At 64.0% G+C, this 17,205-nt stretch carries 20 protein-coding genes; 3 read left to right on the forward strand and 17 right to left on the reverse strand.

Features of this window, described 5'->3' with window-relative positions; translation table 11 throughout:
* Positions 1–73: 73 nt before the first annotated feature.
* The 4 genes from EN861_RS10450 to tesB form a co-directional block, all read right to left on the reverse strand.
* Positions 74–352 carry a hypothetical protein gene (locus tag EN861_RS10450; protein ID WP_135863399.1) on the reverse strand — a complete coding sequence of 93 codons (279 nt, stop codon included), beginning with the start codon at positions 350–352 and terminating at the stop codon, positions 74–76.
* 454 nt (positions 353–806) lie between these two features.
* Entirely contained in the window at positions 807–2,162 is a 1,356-nt protein-coding gene (locus EN861_RS10455; protein ID WP_127280024.1) for an ammonium transporter, read from the reverse strand.
* A 31-nt stretch (positions 2,163–2,193) separates the two neighbouring features.
* Positions 2,194–2,532, reverse strand: a complete 339-nt coding sequence (locus EN861_RS10460; RefSeq protein ID WP_127280023.1) for a P-II family nitrogen regulator — start codon at positions 2,530–2,532, stop codon at positions 2,194–2,196.
* A 302-nt stretch (positions 2,533–2,834) separates the two neighbouring features.
* A complete protein-coding gene (tesB, locus tag EN861_RS10465) occupies positions 2,835–3,695 on the reverse strand; it encodes an acyl-CoA thioesterase II (protein WP_023771879.1) in 861 nt (286 codons plus the stop codon).
* A 116-nt stretch (positions 3,696–3,811) separates the two neighbouring features.
* Between tesB and EN861_RS10470 the strand changes: the two genes are divergently transcribed.
* Positions 3,812–5,071, forward strand: a complete 1,260-nt coding sequence (locus tag EN861_RS10470; RefSeq protein ID WP_127872838.1) for a ubiquinone biosynthesis hydroxylase — start codon at positions 3,812–3,814, stop codon at positions 5,069–5,071.
* 60 nt (positions 5,072–5,131) lie between these two features.
* Here EN861_RS10470 and EN861_RS10475 read toward each other — a convergent pair whose 3' ends face one another.
* The 3 genes from EN861_RS10475 to EN861_RS10485 form a co-directional block, all read right to left on the reverse strand.
* Complete coding sequence (locus EN861_RS10475; RefSeq protein ID WP_135863401.1) at positions 5,132–5,662, reverse strand: hypothetical protein; 531 nt, start codon at positions 5,660–5,662, stop codon at positions 5,132–5,134.
* A 153-nt stretch (positions 5,663–5,815) separates the two neighbouring features.
* Positions 5,816–6,172, reverse strand: coding sequence for a YciI family protein (locus EN861_RS10480; protein WP_127276761.1), 357 nt, complete (start codon positions 6,170–6,172; stop codon positions 5,816–5,818).
* On the reverse strand, positions 6,169–6,396 hold the full coding sequence (locus EN861_RS10485) for a hypothetical protein (protein WP_127872836.1): 228 nt from the start codon (positions 6,394–6,396) through the stop codon (positions 6,169–6,171). Before EN861_RS10485 ends, EN861_RS10480 begins: the two co-directional genes overlap by 4 nt.
* A 216-nt stretch (positions 6,397–6,612) precedes the next feature.
* On the opposite strand from EN861_RS10485, the gene EN861_RS10490 reads away from it, so the two are divergent.
* Positions 6,613–7,038, forward strand: a complete 426-nt coding sequence (locus tag EN861_RS10490) for an OsmC family protein (protein ID WP_135863403.1) — start codon at positions 6,613–6,615, stop codon at positions 7,036–7,038.
* Positions 7,039–7,105: 67 nt separating this feature from the next.
* Here the strand turns inward: EN861_RS10490 and EN861_RS10495 are convergent, their stop codons facing one another.
* The 7 genes from EN861_RS10495 to EN861_RS10530 form a co-directional block, all read right to left on the reverse strand.
* Positions 7,106–7,732: a DUF480 domain-containing protein gene (locus tag EN861_RS10495; RefSeq protein ID WP_127276769.1), complete on the reverse strand. Its 627-nt coding sequence runs from the start codon at positions 7,730–7,732 to the stop codon at positions 7,106–7,108.
* 228 nt (positions 7,733–7,960) lie between these two features.
* Positions 7,961–8,740: a succinate dehydrogenase iron-sulfur subunit gene (locus tag EN861_RS10505; protein ID WP_127276771.1), complete on the reverse strand. Its 780-nt coding sequence runs from the start codon at positions 8,738–8,740 to the stop codon at positions 7,961–7,963.
* Positions 8,740–9,174, reverse strand: a complete 435-nt coding sequence (locus EN861_RS10510; RefSeq protein WP_135863405.1) for a DUF3052 domain-containing protein — start codon at positions 9,172–9,174, stop codon at positions 8,740–8,742. Before EN861_RS10510 ends, EN861_RS10505 begins: the two co-directional genes overlap by 1 nt.
* A gap of 2 nt (positions 9,175–9,176) precedes the next feature.
* Positions 9,177–11,012, reverse strand: coding sequence for a succinate dehydrogenase flavoprotein subunit (sdhA, locus tag EN861_RS10515; protein ID WP_135863409.1), 1,836 nt, complete (start codon positions 11,010–11,012; stop codon positions 9,177–9,179).
* Positions 11,013–11,016: 4 nt separating this feature from the next.
* Complete coding sequence (gene sdhD, locus EN861_RS10520) at positions 11,017–11,412, reverse strand: succinate dehydrogenase, hydrophobic membrane anchor protein (RefSeq protein WP_135863411.1); 396 nt, start codon at positions 11,410–11,412, stop codon at positions 11,017–11,019.
* Positions 11,413–11,414: 2 nt separating this feature from the next.
* Entirely contained in the window at positions 11,415–11,828 is a 414-nt protein-coding gene (sdhC, locus tag EN861_RS10525) for a succinate dehydrogenase, cytochrome b556 subunit (RefSeq protein ID WP_127276780.1), read from the reverse strand.
* Between the two features lie 256 nt (positions 11,829–12,084).
* A complete protein-coding gene (locus EN861_RS10530) occupies positions 12,085–12,510 on the reverse strand; it encodes a hypothetical protein (RefSeq protein ID WP_135863414.1) in 426 nt (141 codons plus the stop codon).
* A gap of 271 nt (positions 12,511–12,781) precedes the next feature.
* On the opposite strand from EN861_RS10530, the gene EN861_RS10535 reads away from it, so the two are divergent.
* Positions 12,782–13,144 carry a hypothetical protein gene (locus tag EN861_RS10535; RefSeq protein WP_127872906.1) on the forward strand — a complete coding sequence of 121 codons (363 nt, stop codon included), beginning with the start codon at positions 12,782–12,784 and terminating at the stop codon, positions 13,142–13,144.
* Here the strand turns inward: EN861_RS10535 and EN861_RS10540 are convergent.
* The 3 genes from EN861_RS10540 to leuC all read right to left on the reverse strand — a co-directional run bounded on the left by EN861_RS10540 (position 13,128) and on the right by leuC (position 17,184).
* The gene (locus EN861_RS10540) at positions 13,128–14,345 is read right to left on the reverse strand and encodes a GGDEF domain-containing protein (RefSeq protein WP_135863416.1); all 1,218 of its coding nucleotides are present in this window, start codon (positions 14,343–14,345) and stop codon (positions 13,128–13,130) included. The genes EN861_RS10535 and EN861_RS10540 overlap by 17 nt on opposite strands.
* A gap of 75 nt (positions 14,346–14,420) precedes the next feature.
* Positions 14,421–15,617, reverse strand: coding sequence for a GGDEF domain-containing protein (locus tag EN861_RS10545; protein ID WP_127276786.1), 1,197 nt, complete (start codon positions 15,615–15,617; stop codon positions 14,421–14,423).
* Positions 15,618–15,774: 157 nt separating this feature from the next.
* The gene (gene leuC, locus EN861_RS10550) at positions 15,775–17,184 is read right to left on the reverse strand and encodes a 3-isopropylmalate dehydratase large subunit (RefSeq protein WP_135863418.1); all 1,410 of its coding nucleotides are present in this window, start codon (positions 17,182–17,184) and stop codon (positions 15,775–15,777) included.
* Positions 17,185–17,205 lie beyond the last annotated feature (21 nt).

Genomic DNA, 17,205 nt, shown 5'->3' on the forward strand with positions numbered 1-17,205 from the left:
CCTCCAGCGCTCGCGTCACATGAAAATGGCGGGCGCTTCGGCCCGCCATCCATTGGTCGGGTCGGCCGTGCGTTTACTTGTTGGCGCCGCCGAGCATCTTCACATTGGCGCAGAACTCGGCGTGCGGCTTGCTCATCGCCGCGTCCTGGCATTCCTTCATCATGGCGTCCTGCTTCTCCTTCGGCATGGCTATGAAAGCTGCCTTGAATTCCTCCATCGGCTTCATGGTTTTCATGCTGGAATCGGTGAAGAACGGCGCCATGTTGTCCGGCTCGTCCAGTGCGCCGGCAAATGCAAAGCCGCTGACCATGGAAAGCGCGAGTGCCCCGAGGCAGATATCCTTGAGGTTCATGAGCAAATTCCTTCCCTATGTTTCGAAACACGAGCGTCAGAACGACGGGCGCCTCCACAGTTCGGAGACAGGGCGGTCGATGTTTCCTCGAAAATCTCCTTCACGCGAACGTGATTGCGCGAAGTTGATCTCCACCAGAAAGAAGAATTGCCAAAAAAGAGGCCCGGAGCGATCCGGGCCTCAAGGCGTGAGTCCCTTTCGAGGACGTCACGACGGGATGCTTTTCAAAGCAATTCCAGGAAAAGTGCTTTTGCGGTTTTCCGTCCGGAATTGCGTAAAAACAAAGAACTCGTGCAATTCCAGGAAAAGTGCTTTCGCGGTTTTCCGTCCGGAATTGCGTAAAAACAAAGAACTCCAGCAATTCCAGGAAAAGTGCCTTTGCGATTTTCCGGAAGTGCCTGGAGGTACGGGGCCGGCGGGAGGAGGGTTCCGCCGGCCCCGTGGCAAGGATGCCTTACGGCACCACTTCGCCATGCTGGGAAATGTCGAGGCCTTCGACCTCTTCCTGGGTCGTGGGACGCAGGCCGACCAGCGCCTTGACGACGTAGAGGATGACGAAGGTGGCAACCGCCGTCCAAATAATGGTGACGGCGACACCGTAGATCTGCTTGCCGAGCGAAGCGCCCGACGAGAGGCTGTTGATCGCCGGGTCGGCGAGCACGCCGGTCAGCAAGGCGCCGATCACGCCGCCGACGCCATGCACGCCGAAGGCATCGAGCGAGTCGTCATAGCCGAACATGTGCTTCACCTTGACCGCCGAGAGGTAGCAGACGACGCCGGCGACGATGCCGACGATGAAGGCGCCGGTCGGATTGACGAAACCGGAAGCCGGCGTCACCGCGACGAGGCCGGCCACGGCGCCCGAGATGATGCCGAGCACGGAAGGCTTCTTGGCGATGATCCATTCGGCGAACATCCAGGCCAGAGCCGCGGCGGCTGTGGCGACCTGGGTGTTGAGCATGGCGGCACCGGCAAGGCCGTCGGCCGCCAGTTCCGAACCGGCGTTGAAGCCGAACCAGCCGACCCACAGCAGCGATGCGCCGATGACCGAATAGACAAGGTTGTGCGGTGCCATGTTGGTGGTGCCATAGCCTTCGCGCTTGCCGAGCACCAGCGCGCAGACGAGGCCCGCTACACCGGCATTGATGTGGACGACCGTGCCGCCGGCGAAGTCGAGAACGCCAGCCGTACCGAGGAAGCCGCCACCCCAGACCCAATGCGCGATCGGCACGTAGACGACCAGCAGCCACAGCGCCATGAAGATCAGCAGTGCCGAGAACTTGAAGCGTTCGGCGAAGGCGCCGGCAATCAGCGCCGGCGTGATGATGGCGAAGGTCATCTGGAACATCGAGAAGACGAATTCAGGGATGTTGGCCACACCCGGCAGCCACAGGCTCGCGGTGGTGATGCCGTGGTGGAAGAATTTCGAGGTGCCGCCGAGATAGGCATTCATGCCGCCGCCGTCGGAGAAGGCCAGCGAATAGCCGAACATGAACCACAGCACCGTCACCAGGCAGGTGATGGCGAAGCTCTGCATGATGGTGGCAAGCACGTTCTTCTTGCGCACCATGCCGCCGTAGAACAGCGCCAGGCCCGGGATGGTCATCATCAGCACCAGCGCCGTCGAGGTCAGCATCCAGGCGGTGTTGCCGGTATCGAGCACCGGGGTCGGAGCGGCAGCCGGCGCGGCAGCCGCCGCAGCGGGTGCGGCTTCCTGCGCGAAGGCGGCGACGCTGCCCAACGCTGCGAGAGCGAGCGAGCCCAGCAGGGCCGCCCGTCCCGTCGTCTTCAAGGTGGAAGGAATATTCATTGAACTCTCCATTGGAATACGTGTTCGCCGCTCAGAGTGCGTCGGTGTCTGTTTCGCCGGTGCGGATGCGCACGGCCTGGTCGATGCCGAAAACGAAGATCTTGCCGTCGCCGATCTGACCGGTCTTGGCTGCGGCGGTGATGGCTTCGACGGCCTTGTCGACCATGTCGGCCGCGACCGCGACTTCGATCTTGATCTTCGGCAGGAAGGAGACCGCGTATTCCGCCCCGCGATAGATTTCCGTATGTCCCTTCTGACGCCCGTAGCCTTTGACTTCGGTGACGGTCAGGCCCTGGATGCCGACGGCGGTGAGCGCCTCGCGCACCTCGTCCAGCTTGAACGGCTTGATGATTGCCATCACGATTTTCATAAGGTTTCACCCTTTGCTGTTGCGGTCCCCCGCGTTTGCACACCTTCACCGATCCCGAGGAGCCGGAGAGTGCCCCCAAGGATTCAAGCTCCGTGCCAAGTGCCGAAGCAGGGTATTAACCTGTTGTAAACAAAGGGAATGGAGTGGCCGGAACCGGCAGGTGCTGGCGCCTGCGGTGCATCATATGCTCAAAAATTATGCAATTTTTCGAAATTGCCTATTTTGCCGGCTTTGGGAGTGACCCCGAAAAGGCGAGGCTGGGTTTCGGAAAAGATCATGCTCAAACAAGACCCGCAAAGTGCTCAACGCTTGAGCCGGATCAGGCCTTCCTGTGCCATCGAGGCAATCAGCGTGCCGTCACGGGCATAGAGCGTGCCGCGGCTGAAACCGCGCGATCCCGAGCTCGAGGGACTGTCCTGTGCATAGAGCAGCCAGCCATCGAGCGAATGCGGCCGGTGGAACCACATCGAATGGTCGAGGCTGGCGGCCTGGATGTCGGGATCGAACAGGCCGCGCCCATGCGCGAAGGTCGAGGTGTCGAGCAGCGTCATGTCGGAGAGATAGGCGAGCAGCACCGACTGCAGCGCGCGGTCGTCGGGGACCGGACCGGCAAGGCGGATCCAGACATTCTGCCGGGGCGGCAGCTTGTCGCGGCTTTCATAGTGCTGGAGATTGACGGGTCTCAGTTCCAGCGGCCGCTCGCGCGCCCAGAAACGGCGCACCGCTTCCGGCACCCGGTCGGCAGTTTCGAGCAGCTGGCGCTGCGTCTTCAGCCCTTCCGGCGGCGGCACGTCGTCGGGCAGCGCGAACTGATGCTCGAGCCCTTTCTCGTCGACCTGGAACGAAGCCTCCAGCGAAAAGATCGCCTGTCCGTGCTGGATCGCCAGCACGCGCCGCGTGGTGAAGGAACCGCCGTCGCGGATGCGGTCGACCTCGTAGATGATCGGCACCTTGATGTCGCCCGGGCGCATGAAATAGCCGTGCAGCGAATGCACGAAACGGTCCGGCTCCACCGTGCGCTGCGCCGCCACCAGCGCCTGGGCGATGGTCTGGCCGCCGAACACGCGCTGCCACTCCACCTGGGGGCTGCGACCACGATACAGATTGTGTTCCAGCCTCTCGAGGTCGAGAATGCGCAGAAGCTCGTCGATCGCCGCCGTCATGTTTTGTGACCTCGCCGCAAAATTGCTATGGCGGTTTCCGACAGGAAGAACGAGCCGTCAAGGGCGCGAGCCCCCGGGCGGCGCGCAAAGGGTCGCCGAGAGAAGGAGCCAGGACAATGGAAGGCAAGGCCGACGCCAAGACCAGATCCGGGCTCGATGTTCTCGTCGCCGGTGCCGGCTATGTCGGCCTGGCCGCCGCCGTCTCGCTGAAGCAGGCACGGCCGGGCCTCGCCGTGGCGCTGGTCGATGCGGCGCCCGCCGGATCCTGGCAAAGGGATGGCCGCGCCTCGGCCATCGCCGCGGCCGCGTGCCGCATGCTCGACCAGCTCGGCGTCTGGGCCGAAATCGCGCCGAGGGCGCAAGCGATCACCGAGATGATCATCACCGATTCACGCAGCGCCGATCCGGTGCGCCCGGTTTTCCTGACCTTCGGCGGCGAGGTGGCGCCGGGCGAACCCTTCGCGCACATGGTCGCCAACCGGGCGTTGAACGGCGCCTTGCGGGCCAAAGCCGAAAAGCTCGGCATCGACATCATCGAAGGCGTGGCGGTGCAAGGTTTTGAGACCAATGGCGCCGGCATCACGGTGCACCTGGCCGACGGCGCCACGTTGACGGCGCGGCTGCTGGTTGCCGCCGACGGTGTCAATTCGAAACTGCGCGACATGGCCGGCATCAAGACGGTCAAGTGGGAATACGGCCAGTCCGGCATCGTCTGCACCGTCGCTCACGAGCGGCCGCACAATGGTCGCGCCGAAGAGCATTTCCTGCCCGCCGGCCCCTTCGCCACGCTGCCGCTGAAACCCGACGAGGACGGCACCAACCGTTCATCGATCGTCTGGGTCGAACGGACTGAAGACGCCAAAATGCTCGTGGAAGGCGACGATCTCGTCTTCGAGCATGAACTCGAACAGCGCTTCGGCCTCAAGCTGGGAGAAATCCGCGTCGCCGACAAGCCGCGCGCCTGGCCGCTCGGCCTCACCATCGCGCGCGCCTTCGTCGCGCCGCGCATCGCACTTGCCGGCGACGCCGCGCACGGCATCCATCCGATCGCCGGCCAAGGCCTCAATCTCGGCTTCAAGGATGTAGCCGCACTTGCCGAGGTGATCGTCGAGGCCGACCGGCTCGGCCAGGACATCGGCGCGCTCGACGTGCTGGAGCGCTACCAGCAATGGCGCCGTTTCGACACGGTGCAGATGGGCATCACGACGGATGTGCTGAACCGGTTGTTTTCCAACGACATCACCCCGCTGCGCACCGTCCGCGACATCGGCCTCGGCCTCGTCGAACGCATGCCACGGCTGAAGGAGTTCTTCATCCGCCAGGCATCGGGCCTTTCCGCCGGCACGCCAAGGCTGCTGAAGGGCGAGGCGATCTGAACCTGCCCAGCTTCGTCATCAATCACCAAGGTCTGCGAACTGCCGATGGACCCAAGGGTCCTAGTTCACTTCAAAACCGAGCTTCTGGCGCAGTCGCAGCATGCGCTGGTCCGGTATCTTCAGGCTCCGCTCTCCGCCCTGAGCAACCCGGTTCAGCATCTGCAGCAGATCGTCCCGTTCGCTCGGGTCGAGGCGCTCGCGCAAGAAGGGTGCTAGCTTGTCGATGACAATGGTGGTGTCGTCTATTTGCGAGGCAGCCCACTTGGCATAGACAACCGCCTCGTCGGTCTTCTTCTGGCCGGCCGCGATCTGCGAAATCACCTCGCGAATGACGGCCTCGCGCTGCGGCAGAACCGGGCCATCTTCCGAAACTATCGCGGTGATCAGCGTCGCGGCGGCCACAACCGGATCGTCGATCGCCGTCAGCGGCGAGAGCGCGGCCTGCTTGCGCAGTTTCTTGCGCCTGATGTTGCCTTGCACGCGCCCGACGACGTCGGCGACCTCGCGCGCGGCGTCGTTCATCGCCTTCATCCGGTACCACCAGAACGCCGCCGCGCCGAGCACGCCAAGGACAGCAATCAGGAAAGGCATGTCCAAATCCCCCGAAAATCCCGGCGACGATAGGAGAACTGTCGCGTTGCTTCAACACGCAAGAGTTGCCTCTAACGAAGAAAAAACAATTCGTGGCTGGTGAAGCTTAGGCGGGTAAACAAGCCGGTTCGCGCCATCGAAGCCGGGGGCCGCCTATGACCCCGGTATGTCGTAGACGGCCCGAACCTCGATCGTGCCGATTTCGGCCAGCGGAATGCCGGCGGCAATGTCCAGCGCCTCGTCGAGATTTTCGGCCTCGACCATGACGAAGCCAAGCAACTGCTCCTTGGTTTCGGCGAAGGGCCCATCGATGATCAACCGCTTGCCCGTGCGACGGCGCACGGTCTTGGCTGTCGTCACCGATTGCAGTGCCTGCGCGACGATCAGCTTGCCTTGTTGATCCAATGACCTGTCGTAGGCCAGCGAGTCGGCGTCGAGTTTGGCCGACCTTTCGGCGGTAAGTGCATAAAGATCTTTTTCCTCACCATAGACCAGACAGACATATTTCATTTCAAGCTCCCTTCCTGCGCCAAACCATAGGATGCGGCGACAACCATGTCAGCCTTGCGGTCGACCGCCGCCGCATGATCGAGAAGGCATGCCGCGACCACAATGATGGCAACAGCGGCCAGCAGCCTGCCGAAGCCGGACGCCGGCGGGTCCAGCCAGAAGTCTTCCTCTCGCTCAGGCCCGCGGCCCGGCCTCTTCCACAGCGCGAAAAACAGATTGTCCATGTGAACCTCCATCCGGCCACAATTCCCGTGGCCGCCCGCAGGACGGTCGGCCCGGATGGAAGCCGACATTTTTGCATGCATATTTTTTCCCGGAAGAAGGGGGCCGTCATCGCGCCGTGGTGCAAACAGCGCAGTGGTCTTCGCGCACGCCCGCGCTATAGTTGGCCTGACGCTGGCTCACCCACGACAAAGTTCACGACAACCCAGGAGGACTCCATGGACCGCACCGCAAACGCCGTCTGGAAAGGCAATCTGAAAGAAGGCAAGGGCACGCTCGACACGCAGAGCGGAACCCTGAAGGGTACGCCCTATTCGTTCAAGGCGCGCTTCGAGGACGAAAGCGGCAAATCCGGCACCAATCCGGAAGAGTTGATCGCCGCCGCCCATGCCGGCTGCTACGCCATGCAGCTCTCGCATTTCCTGGCCGAGAACGGCACGCCGGCGGAAGAACTCGACGCCAAGGCCGTGGTGACGCTGGTTCCCGGCACCGGCATCACCGGCAGCGCGATCACGCTGGTCGGCAAGGTGCCCGGCATCGATGCGGCGAAGTTCAAGGAACTGGCCGAGAAGGCCAAGGCCGAATGCCCGGTCTCCAAGGCGCTCGGCGCGATCAAGGTTTCGCTCGACGCCAGGCTGGGCTGAGATTGCGGCATCCCGTGTGAAATCCGGCGCGCATGGTCGCGCCGGGCACGTTAATCAGAGAAGAGGGCTAAGCGCCCAGCGCATCAAGCCGCGCGCGTAGTGCCGCGACTTCCTGCTCCAGCGCCTCCAACCGCGCTTCCAGGTCGGAGGCAGGCATCGCCGTCACACTCCGTTGCGCCGATAGCGCTGCGACGTCCACCGGGCCGGCGAGCAGATGCACATAGCGGTCCTCGCGCTGGCCCGGCCCGCGCGGAATTTCCTGCACCAACGGCGGCCGGCGGCCGATCAGCATGTCGAGTTCTCCGCGCAGATCCTCGATCGACGAAAACCGTGCCATGCGCTCGGCTCGCGCCAGCAGTTCATGCGCCGTCTGCGGTCCGCGCAGCAAGAGCAGGCCAAGCAAGGCGGTCTGCGGCGTGGTCAGTGAAAAGCGCTGCGCCATCTGGTGCTCGTAGCGCTCGACGCGCGAGCCGAACATCTGCCGCACCAGCCCTTTCTGCTCAAGCAGCTTCAGCGCCCGGTGCACCTCTGTCTGTTCCAGCGCCATGACAGGCTCACGCGCCGTCTTCTGGTTGGCTGCGGCAAGTGCCGCATTGAGCGTCAGCGGATAGACGTCCGGCGTCAGCTCCTTCTTCTCGATCAGGCAGCCAAGCACGCGCGCTTCGACGGGAGAGAGGATGGGAAGGTCAGTCATTGGGCTGCTATCCTTTCTGACGCTCGCGGGACAGCGCCCCTCTCTGTCCTGCCGGACATCTCCCCCCATGGGGGGATCGGCAGCTTCGCCGACGGCGCCCGATCTTTCAACCTTGAGATTGGCCAAAGCCAGGATGACGGCCAATCTCCCCATCCGTGGGGGAGATGTCCGGCAGGACAAAGGGGGGCGCGAAGGATCGCTGCGTTGGAGATTGCCGCAAGCGAAGGCCTAAACCCGTCTCTCCACCATCATCTTCTTGATCTCGGCGATCGCCTTGGCGGGGTTCAGCCCCTTCGGGCAGGTCTGCGCGCAGTTCATGATGGTGTGGCAGCGGTAGAGCCGGAACGGGTCTTCGAGATTGTCGAGCCGTTCGCCCTTGGCCTCGTCGCGGCTGTCGATCAGCCAGCGATAGGCCTGCAGCAGCGTCGCCGGGCCGAGATAGCGGTCGCCGTTCCACCAGTAGCTCGGGCAGGACGTCGAGCAGCAGGCACACAGGATGCACTCGTAAAGCCCGTCGAGCTTCTCGCGGTCCTCATGGCTCTGCAGCCATTCCTTGGCTGGCGTCGGCGACACCGTCTTCAGCCACGGCTCGATCGAGGCGTGCTGGGCATAGAAATTGGTGAGGTCCGGCACCAGGTCCTTGACCACCTGCATATGCGGCAGCGGGTAGACCTTGACGGCGCCGGAAATGTCGTCACAGCCCTTGGTGCAGGCGAGCGTGTTCGAGCCGTCGATGTTCATGGCGCAGGAGCCGCAAATGCCTTCGCGGCAGGAGCGGCGCAAGGCCAGCGTCGGGTCGATCTTGTTCTTGATGTAGAGCAGCGCGTCGAGCACCATCGGCCCGCAATCGTCCATGTCGACGAAATAGGTGTCCATGCGCGGGTTCTCGTCATCATCCGGCGACCAGCGGTAGATGCGGTATTCGCGCAGGTTGGTCGCGCCTTCCGGCTTCGGCCAGGTCTTGCCCTGCTGGACCTTGGAATTCTTGGGAAGCGTGAGTTCGACCATTACCTCAGGTCCTTTCGGATGACGAGCTTCAGCCCGGACCAGATTTCATTCACGGCGGCGACCTTGACGTCGACAAGGTCGAGCTTGAGCGCTTCAGCGCGGACAACGCCCTCGGTGACGTCGGTGACCACCTTCGAGGCTTTCTTTGGCCAGGACACCCAGACCATGCCATCGCGCTTGATCGCCGCTTCGACGGTGCCGAGGCGATCCTCGATCTCGGCGCGCTGTCTGGTGAAGGCGTGGACGGCATCGTATTTCAGGGTTGCGCCCGAAATGTCGGACCATTCGGCCAGCCGGTCGACCTCGGCGAAATCAACGGCCCCTGTGAGGCTCTCGAGTTCCCTCGGCAGCGCGATGAAGGCGGCAATCATGCCGTCCTTCAGGCCGAGCTTGGCCGGAAGGGGCGTACCGGAATATCCCGCCGCCGTAGCCATTGTCAGTACACTCGCGCCTTCGGCGCGATCTTGGCGAGACTGATGCCGCCGTCCTTTTCGGCCACCAGCGGCTCGGTGTGCACCGGCCGGTAGGTCAGCGTGACATTGCCGTCCTCGCTCAGATGGGCAAGCGTGTGCTTGCGCCAGTTGGCATCGTCACGGGCGGAAAAATCTTCCCGCGCATGCGCGCCGCGGCTCTCCTTGCGCGCTTCGGCGCCATAGACGGTGGTGATGGCGTTGGCCATCAGGTTTTCCAGCTCCAGCGTCTCGACCAGGTCCGAATTCCAGATCATCGAGCGGTCGGTGACCTTGATGTCCTTGAGCTCGCCCCAGATCTCGGAAACGCGCTTGCAGCCTTTTTCGAGCGATTCCTGCGTGCGGAACACCGCAGCGTCCTCCTGCATGGCGCGCTGCATCTTCTCGCGCAGCACCGCCGTCGGCGTTGAGCCGTTGGCATGACGCAGCCTGTCGAAGCGGTCCATGATCTTCTCGACCGAAGCCGCGTTGGGCGAAGGGATGGGCGAATTGCGGTCGATCACCTCGCCGGCGCGGATGGCCGCGGCACGGCCGAAGACGACCAGATCGATCAGCGAATTCGAGCCCAGCCGGTTGGCGCCGTGCACGGATGCGCAGGCGGCCTCTCCGACCGCCATCAGGCCGGGCGAGACCCGGTCTGGATTTTCGGCAGTCGGGTTGAGCACCTCGCCCCAGTAATTGGTCGGCACGCCGCCCATATTGTAATGCACCGTCGGCAGCACCGGGATCGGCTCCTTGGTCAGGTCGACGCCGGCGAAGATCTTGGCCGATTCCGAGATGCCCGGCAGCCGCTCATGCAGCACGGCCGGGTCGAGATGGTCGAGGTGCAGGAAGATGTGATCCTTCTTCGGCCCGACGCCGCGGCCTTCGCGGATCTCCATCGTCATGCAGCGTGAGACCACGTCGCGCGAGGCAAGGTCCTTGGCCGACGGCGCATAGCGCTCCATGAAGCGCTCACCCTCGGAATTGACGAGATAACCGCCCTCGCCGCGCGCGCCTTCGGTGATCAGGCAGCCGGCGCCGTAGATGCCGGTCGGATGGAACTGCACGAACTCCATGTCCTGCAGCGCAAGCCCCGCGCGCGCCGCCATGCCGCCGCCGTCGCCGGTGCAGGTATGCGCCGAAGTGGCGGAGAAATAGGCGCGGCCATAGCCGCCGGTCGCCAGCACCACCATCTTGGCGGAGAACCGGTGGATGGTGCCGTCGTCGAGGTTCCAGGCCACCACGCCGGTGCAGGTGCCGTCCGGCTCCGTGATCAGGTCGAGCGCGAAATATTCGATGAAGAACTGCGCGTTGTTCTTCAGCGACTGGCCGTAGAGCGTGTGCAGCATGGCATGACCGGTACGGTCGGCGGCCGCGCAGGTGCGCTGCACCGGCGGGCCTTCGCCGAAATTCATCATCATGCCGCCGAAGGGCCGCTGGTAGATCTTGCCCTCTTCCGTGCGCGAGAACGGCACGCCGTAGTGCTCGAGCTCGTAGACTGCCGCAGGTGCCTCGCGCACCATGTATTCCTGCGCGTCGATGTCGCCCAGCCAGTCCGACCCCTTGACGGTGTCGAAGAGGTGCCACTGCCAGTTGTCCGGACCCATATTGGCGAGCGAGGCGGCGATGCCGCCTTGCGCGGCGACCGTATGCGAGCGCGTCGGGAACACTTTGGTGATGCAGGCCGTGCGCAGGCCCTGTTCGGCCATGCCGAGCGTGGCGCGCAGGCCGGCACCCCCGGCGCCGACGATGACCACGTCGAACTTGTGGTCGACAAAGGTGTAGCCTGCCGTGTTGGCTGATTTCGTGTCCTGGGCCAAGACTTCAGCCTCCGAATGCCAGTTTGAGCAGGGCGAAGAGCGAAGCGACGCCGACCGCTATCGAAAAGAAGGCGTTGAGTGCGATCAGCGCGAGCTTCATGCCCTCGCCATGCAGATAGTCCTCGATGATCACCTGCATGCCGAGCCGCATATGATAGAGCCCGGAGATGAGCATCAGCGCCAGCACCAGGGCCACGAAGGGATTGGCGAGCGTCGCGCGCACTTCCGCGTAGCCATGACCATTGAGCGCGATGAGGAAGCCGACGAAGAACAGCGTCAGCGGGATGTTGGCGATGGCCGTCAGCCGCTGGCGCCAGAAATGCCCGGTGCCTTCGCGGGCCGAGCCCAGGCCGCGGACCTTGCCCAGCGGCGTACGCATGTCGGTCTTTCCGGTGCTCATGGTCAGGCCCCCCGCGCCATATAGCCGGCGATCCAGATCAGGAGTGTGAGCAGGACCGAGCCGGCAAGCGTCGCCCAGGCGATCTTCGAGGCCGTGTGTTTTTCCAGGCCGGCGCCGGTGTCCCAGACCAGATGGCGGACACCACCCAGCATGTGATGCATCAGCGCCCAGGTGTAGCCGAACAGGATGAGCCGGCCGAGCCAGGTGCCGAAAGCCCAGTTCACCCAGTCGAACGTGGCTTGCGAACTCGCCGCCGCCATCAGCCAGACGGCGACCAGCAGCGTGCCGAAATAGAGCGCGCCACCCGTGATGCGATGGATGATCGACATCGTCATGGTGATCGGCGGCCGGTAGACCGTCAGGTGCGGCGAAAGCGGCCTTTCGCGTCTGGCTTGGGTGGCTGGTGATTTGCTCATGGCTGCCCCAGTTCGGCGTCTCCCGCCTCAGGTGGAAATGCGGCATTGCCGCTTCCGGTTGCGACTTCGGACAGCCGGTTTCTAATGCTCTTTTTGCACCGCGTCAAAGCCAGAAAACCGTTTCGAAAACGTAATTTAGTCTGACTAAAAGGTCGGATGCGGCTTCAATCGATTAGCGGCCGGACACCCGAAGCCGGCTCGATATCGCTGCAGTGCAGCATGTCTGGCCCGGGGCGCTGCCGTGTCGGGATTTGCGTCAGCGGGTGCAGGTCTGCGGCGTCGACCCTCTCTTCATCACCAGCGCCTCGCGTCCGTCGATCACGATTGCGTCATGCGTCACCGCCTGGTAGCGGCTGCTCTGGTTGGCCGGCGACGCCGCGAACTCCTCGGTGGCGCCTTCCTGCCCCACCACACGCAGCGACGTGCCGAAATTCTGGATGGTGATCATGCCGCCATTGCCGCATCTATAGGTGGCCGTGCCCGTGGTGAAGCGTGGCGCCGTGAGGTCCGTGGTGATCTTGGTCGCCGGCGGCGCGGGCTGTTGCTGGGTGGGGGCGGCAGGCGCCACCACGGGTGTCACCGTGCTCGCTGCCTTGGGCGCGCCGTCTTGCGGCACACAGGCACCGGCCGCGAGAAGCAGCGGAATAACGAACGACACCCGAACCGTTCGGCCAAACATCATGTGCTGCCCCTCTCATGCCCGGGCACGCTAGCCACGCGGCGCGCCGAGATCAAGTTCACCCGGGATTCCAGCGGGCCACGCCGGCCGGCCGTGGATATCGGCGGCAACTCGAACGCGACGCCTATAAATTAACCATGTTCATTAAGAAACGGCCACGGAACCGCTCCGCCCCTTAACAAAGGTTAAGAAAGGGTTAATTTCCGATTCGGACCAGATCGGGGCGCGATCTCTCTCGCGCCGACAAAGGGAGAGCGACATGCGTTCCAAATCAGTGCGGGCCAAATCAGTACGGACAAGCCTCGCGGCCGTCACGCTGACGGCACTTGCGGTTGCGGTGGCCGCGCCGGCCGAGGCCGGCTTGCGCCACCATGACCGCGTCTACGCCGATTCGTTCGGCAATCTCGTCATCGACAGCGCCGCTGGCTACAAGCGCATCATCGTCGGCGAAGGCAAGCTGGCCAAGCAGCTGTCCGACTACACCAGCGCCGGCCAGCCCAAGGTGATCTACCAGAACGAATCCGACGACATATCGGGCGACGGCGACTGCTATCGCCCGCCGGTGTTCGTCAAGGGCCGCTCCTATATGTACGGCCTTTCCGATGGCGAGATGCCGCAGCTCAGCCCCTGCCGCTGAAACGGGCCTGGCCGATTTTTACAACGGCCAGCCCATCGGCCGGCCCGGTGGAGACACGCACGCAGTCGCGCCCGGCATTCTTTGCCAGATAGAGCGCTTCATCCGCACGCCGCATCAGGTCGGAGAAACCCTCGCCGATGTGAAGCTCGGCAATGCCGAAGCTCGACGTGCAGCGGCTGTCGGCCGGCAGCCCGCTGATGGGCAACGCGCCGAATGCGTGGCGGGTGCCTTCCGCGAACAGCCGGGCGGTTGCAAGATTGGCGCCTGACAGGATAACGGCAAACTCCTCGCCACCGATGCGGCCAACCACGTGATGGCTCTCGGCCGCTTCTCGCAGCAGGCCGGCGAAGGTCTCGATCACCCGATCGCCGGAGGCATGGCCGAAACTGTCGTTGATGGTCTTGAAATGATCGAGATCGGCAATGACCATCGCCACCGGCATGCCCGAACGCGTGGCGTCGTGCACGGCCAGCTCCGCCTGACGCGTGAAGCCGCCACGGTTGAGCAGGCCCGACAGCGTGTCCATCTCTGACTTCGATGTCACTTCGGCGAGTATGTCGCGGACCAGGATGGCCAGAATGAGCAGCGCCAGCGCCAGCCCGAAGACCGTGCCGAGCGACTGCGACACCAGCGCGTAGCTGCTTTGCAGATAGGCCTGCGGATTGGCGCCCCAGCCGCCCAGCGCATGCGCGATGAAAGGCTTTGAGGCAAACTGCAGGCCGCTGGCGGCAAGCACCGCCATCAGGATCAGATCGAGCCGGCCACGGCTTTGCCGCGACGACCAGACGATGCCAAGGCCGACGAACTGCATGACTGCGTAGGGAAGCTGGTAGGCCATCATGCGAGTGAGCGACTGGCGCGGCAGATCCTGCACGAAATAGACCGCGATGGTGGCGGCGGCCAGGAAGAACAGCATCGGCGTCCATGGCGGCGCCACGCCATATTTTCGCGCAAGCCCGCCATTGAAGGCAATGGTGGCGCCAAGGAAGACGGCGAAGGCGGCAGCCACCGGAAGCCGCGCGTCGCTGAAGGCGGGAATGCTGAATTCGATGGCAAAGTAGGCCATGCCCAGGACATAGCCTGACGCCAGCCAGCGCGCCGGGGCGCGGCCGGCATCATGGAACGAGACCGCCATGAAGGATGCCGCCAGCAGGCCGGCAACCGACAGGTTGATCAACAGGATGAAGTTGGCGCCGTTCATAGATCCTCAAACCCCCGCCGACAGCTAAACATCGACGGGCGAAAAAGACGTTAACGCGAAGCGCGGAGGTGGTGGTCAGCAGGCCTTGACCGGCTCCGGCACGAACACCGTCTCCGGTCGCTCGTAGGAAAGGCGCACGCTGTCGCGACCGTTTTTCTTGGCCTTGTAAAGCGCCTCGTCGGCCCGGCGCATCAAGGGTTCCAGCGTCTCGTCGCCGCTGCGGGCCGCCACGCCGAAGCTGGCGGTGACCTTGGTGCCGGCGGGAAGCCCGTCGACGCCGCCGGCCGAATAGACCGTGCGCACCGCTTCGGCGAACAGCCGCGCGGCGGCGAGATCGGTCAGCGGCAGGAGCACGGCGAACTCCTCCCCGCCGATACGGCCCGCGGCACCTCGTGCTCCCGTGGCCGAGCGCAGTTTGGCGGCGAAGTCCGCGATCACCCGGTCGCCGGCGGCGTGCCCGTGCACGTCGTTGAGGGCCTTGAAATGGTCGAGGTCGGCCAGCACCAGCGCCACCGGGAATTTGGCCACGGCGCAACGCTGCAGCAGCATGGCCGCGCGCTCCCCGAAACCTCGGCGGTTGAGCAGCCCCGAAAGCGGATCGGTATGGGTTTCCGTCTTGAGTGCCTTCATCACGTCGAGCGCGGCGGCGGTGAAGAGGCAAAGCGCAATCAGCAGCGACAGCAGCGCGTGCGACAACAGCGCCGTCGTCCAATAGGACGAGCCGTAGAAGCCGTCATAACTGGCGAAGGGCCCGTGCGCGATGACCACCACCAGGGTGCGCACGAAGAAGTTGACGCTGGACAGCAGCGACAACACGAACAGGATCATTTCTGTCGGGCCATTGTTGCGCACCGGGCGCAGTTCGGCGGCGACGAGCAGGCTGACGCCACCGAAACCGAAATTCATCGCCAGGATGCGCCAAGTGAGATCCGGCGTGACGAACAGGAACCACGCGAAGGCCGCAAGGCCGCCGCCCGCCAGAACGGCGATTCCCACTGCGGGCACCTTCCTGCCATAGCGGGCGATGATGGCGCCGGACAGGCAGCAGGCGGCGATGGAGAAGCAGATGTTCGACACCAGCTTGGTCAGCACCACGCCAATGGGCAAGGTGAAATACTGGAACAGGAATCCCGGCGCCGAGACGCAGTAGCTGAGCGCCAGCACCGCCAGGTAGGGACGATGGCGCTGATGGAACCACAGGACGAGGAACGCCGCGCCGAGCGCCAGCGCGATCGTCGGATTGAGCAGCGCTATCAATAGGCCGGTGTCCAAAGGACCGTGACTTCCCTTCGTTTGACGTCGGGGAAGACCATAGGGGGCAAGCCCAAACAAGCGGTTAAGCGAAGGCGCATATGCGGCCGCGTGAATGAAGAAAGGCCCCGGACAGCGACGCGGTCCGGGGCCTGGAATGCGCTCGGGATCGGACGGCCTACTTCCAGTCGCGGATGTCGACGAAGTGGCCGGCGATCGCCGCCGCCGCCGCCATCGCCGGCGACACCAGATGGGTGCGGCCCTTGAAGCCCTGCCGGCCCTCGAAATTGCGGTTCGAGGTCGAGGCGCAGCGTTCATGCGGCTTCAGCCGGTCGTCGTTCATGGCAAGGCACATCGAGCAGCCCGGCTCGCGCCAGTCGAACCCGGCGGCGCGGAAGATCTTGTCGAGACCCTCGGCTTCCGCCTGCTCCTTGACCAGGCCGGAGCCCGGCACGATCATGGCATCGACATGCGGGCTGACCGTCTTGCCTTCGACCACCTTGGCGACGGCGCGCAGATCCTCGATGCGGCCATTGGTGCAGGAGCCGATGAAGACGCGGTCGAGCGTGATGTCGGTGATTTTCGTCCCCGGCGTCAGGCCCATATAGTCGAGCGCGCGCAGCTTGGAGGTGCGCTTGTTCTCGTCTGGAATGTCTTCCGGGTTGGGCACGATGCCTTGCACGGAGACGACGTCCTCGGGCGAGGAACCCCAGGAGACGATCGGCGGCAGCTTGGCCGCGTCGAGCACGATCACCTTGTCGAAATGCGCGCCTTCGTCGGTCCGCAGCGTCTTCCAGTATTCGAGCGCCGCGTCCCAGGCAGCGCCCTTGGGCGCGCGCGGCTTGTCCTTGACATAGGCGAAGGTGGTCTCGTCCGCCGCGATCAGGCCGGCGCGCGCACCGCCCTCGATCGACATGTTGCAGATCGTCATGCGGCCTTCCATCGACAGCGCACGGATCGCCTCGCCGGCATATTCGATGACGTAGCCGGTGCCGCCAGCGGTGCCGATCTCGCCGATGATGGCGAGGATGATGTCCTTGGCGGTGACGCCTTCAGGCAGCACGCCATCGACGCGCACAAGCATGTTCTTGGCCTTGCGCTGGATCAGCGTTTGCGTCGCCAGCACATGCTCGACCTCGGACGTGCCGATGCCATGCGCCAGCGCGCCGAAAGCACCATGGGTAGAGGTGTGGCTGTCGCCGCAGACGATGGTCATGCCGGGCAGCGTAAAGCCTTGCTCGGGGCCGATGATGTGGACGATGCCCTGGCGGATATCGTTCTCCGAATAATACTCGACGCCGAAATCCCTGGCGTTCTTGGCCAGCGCCTCGACCTGGATGCGGCTTTCCTCGTTCTTGATGCCGAACTTGCGCTCGGGCGAAGTCGAGACATTGTGATCGACCACTGCCAGCGTCTTTTCCGGATGGCGGACTTTTCGGCCGCTCATGCGCAGGCCTTCGAAGGCCTGCGGGCTGGTCACTTCATGGACGAGGTGGCGGTCGATATAGAGCAGGCAGGTGCCGTCGTCCTGGCGGTCGACGACATGGTCGTCGAAAATCTTGTCGTAGAGGGTGCGCGGTGCGCTCATGTGCGTAAATCCGTCGATATG

It is taken from the genome of Mesorhizobium sp. M8A.F.Ca.ET.218.01.1.1 (assembly GCF_004791165.1).
GTDB lineage: Bacteria > Pseudomonadota > Alphaproteobacteria > Rhizobiales > Rhizobiaceae > Mesorhizobium.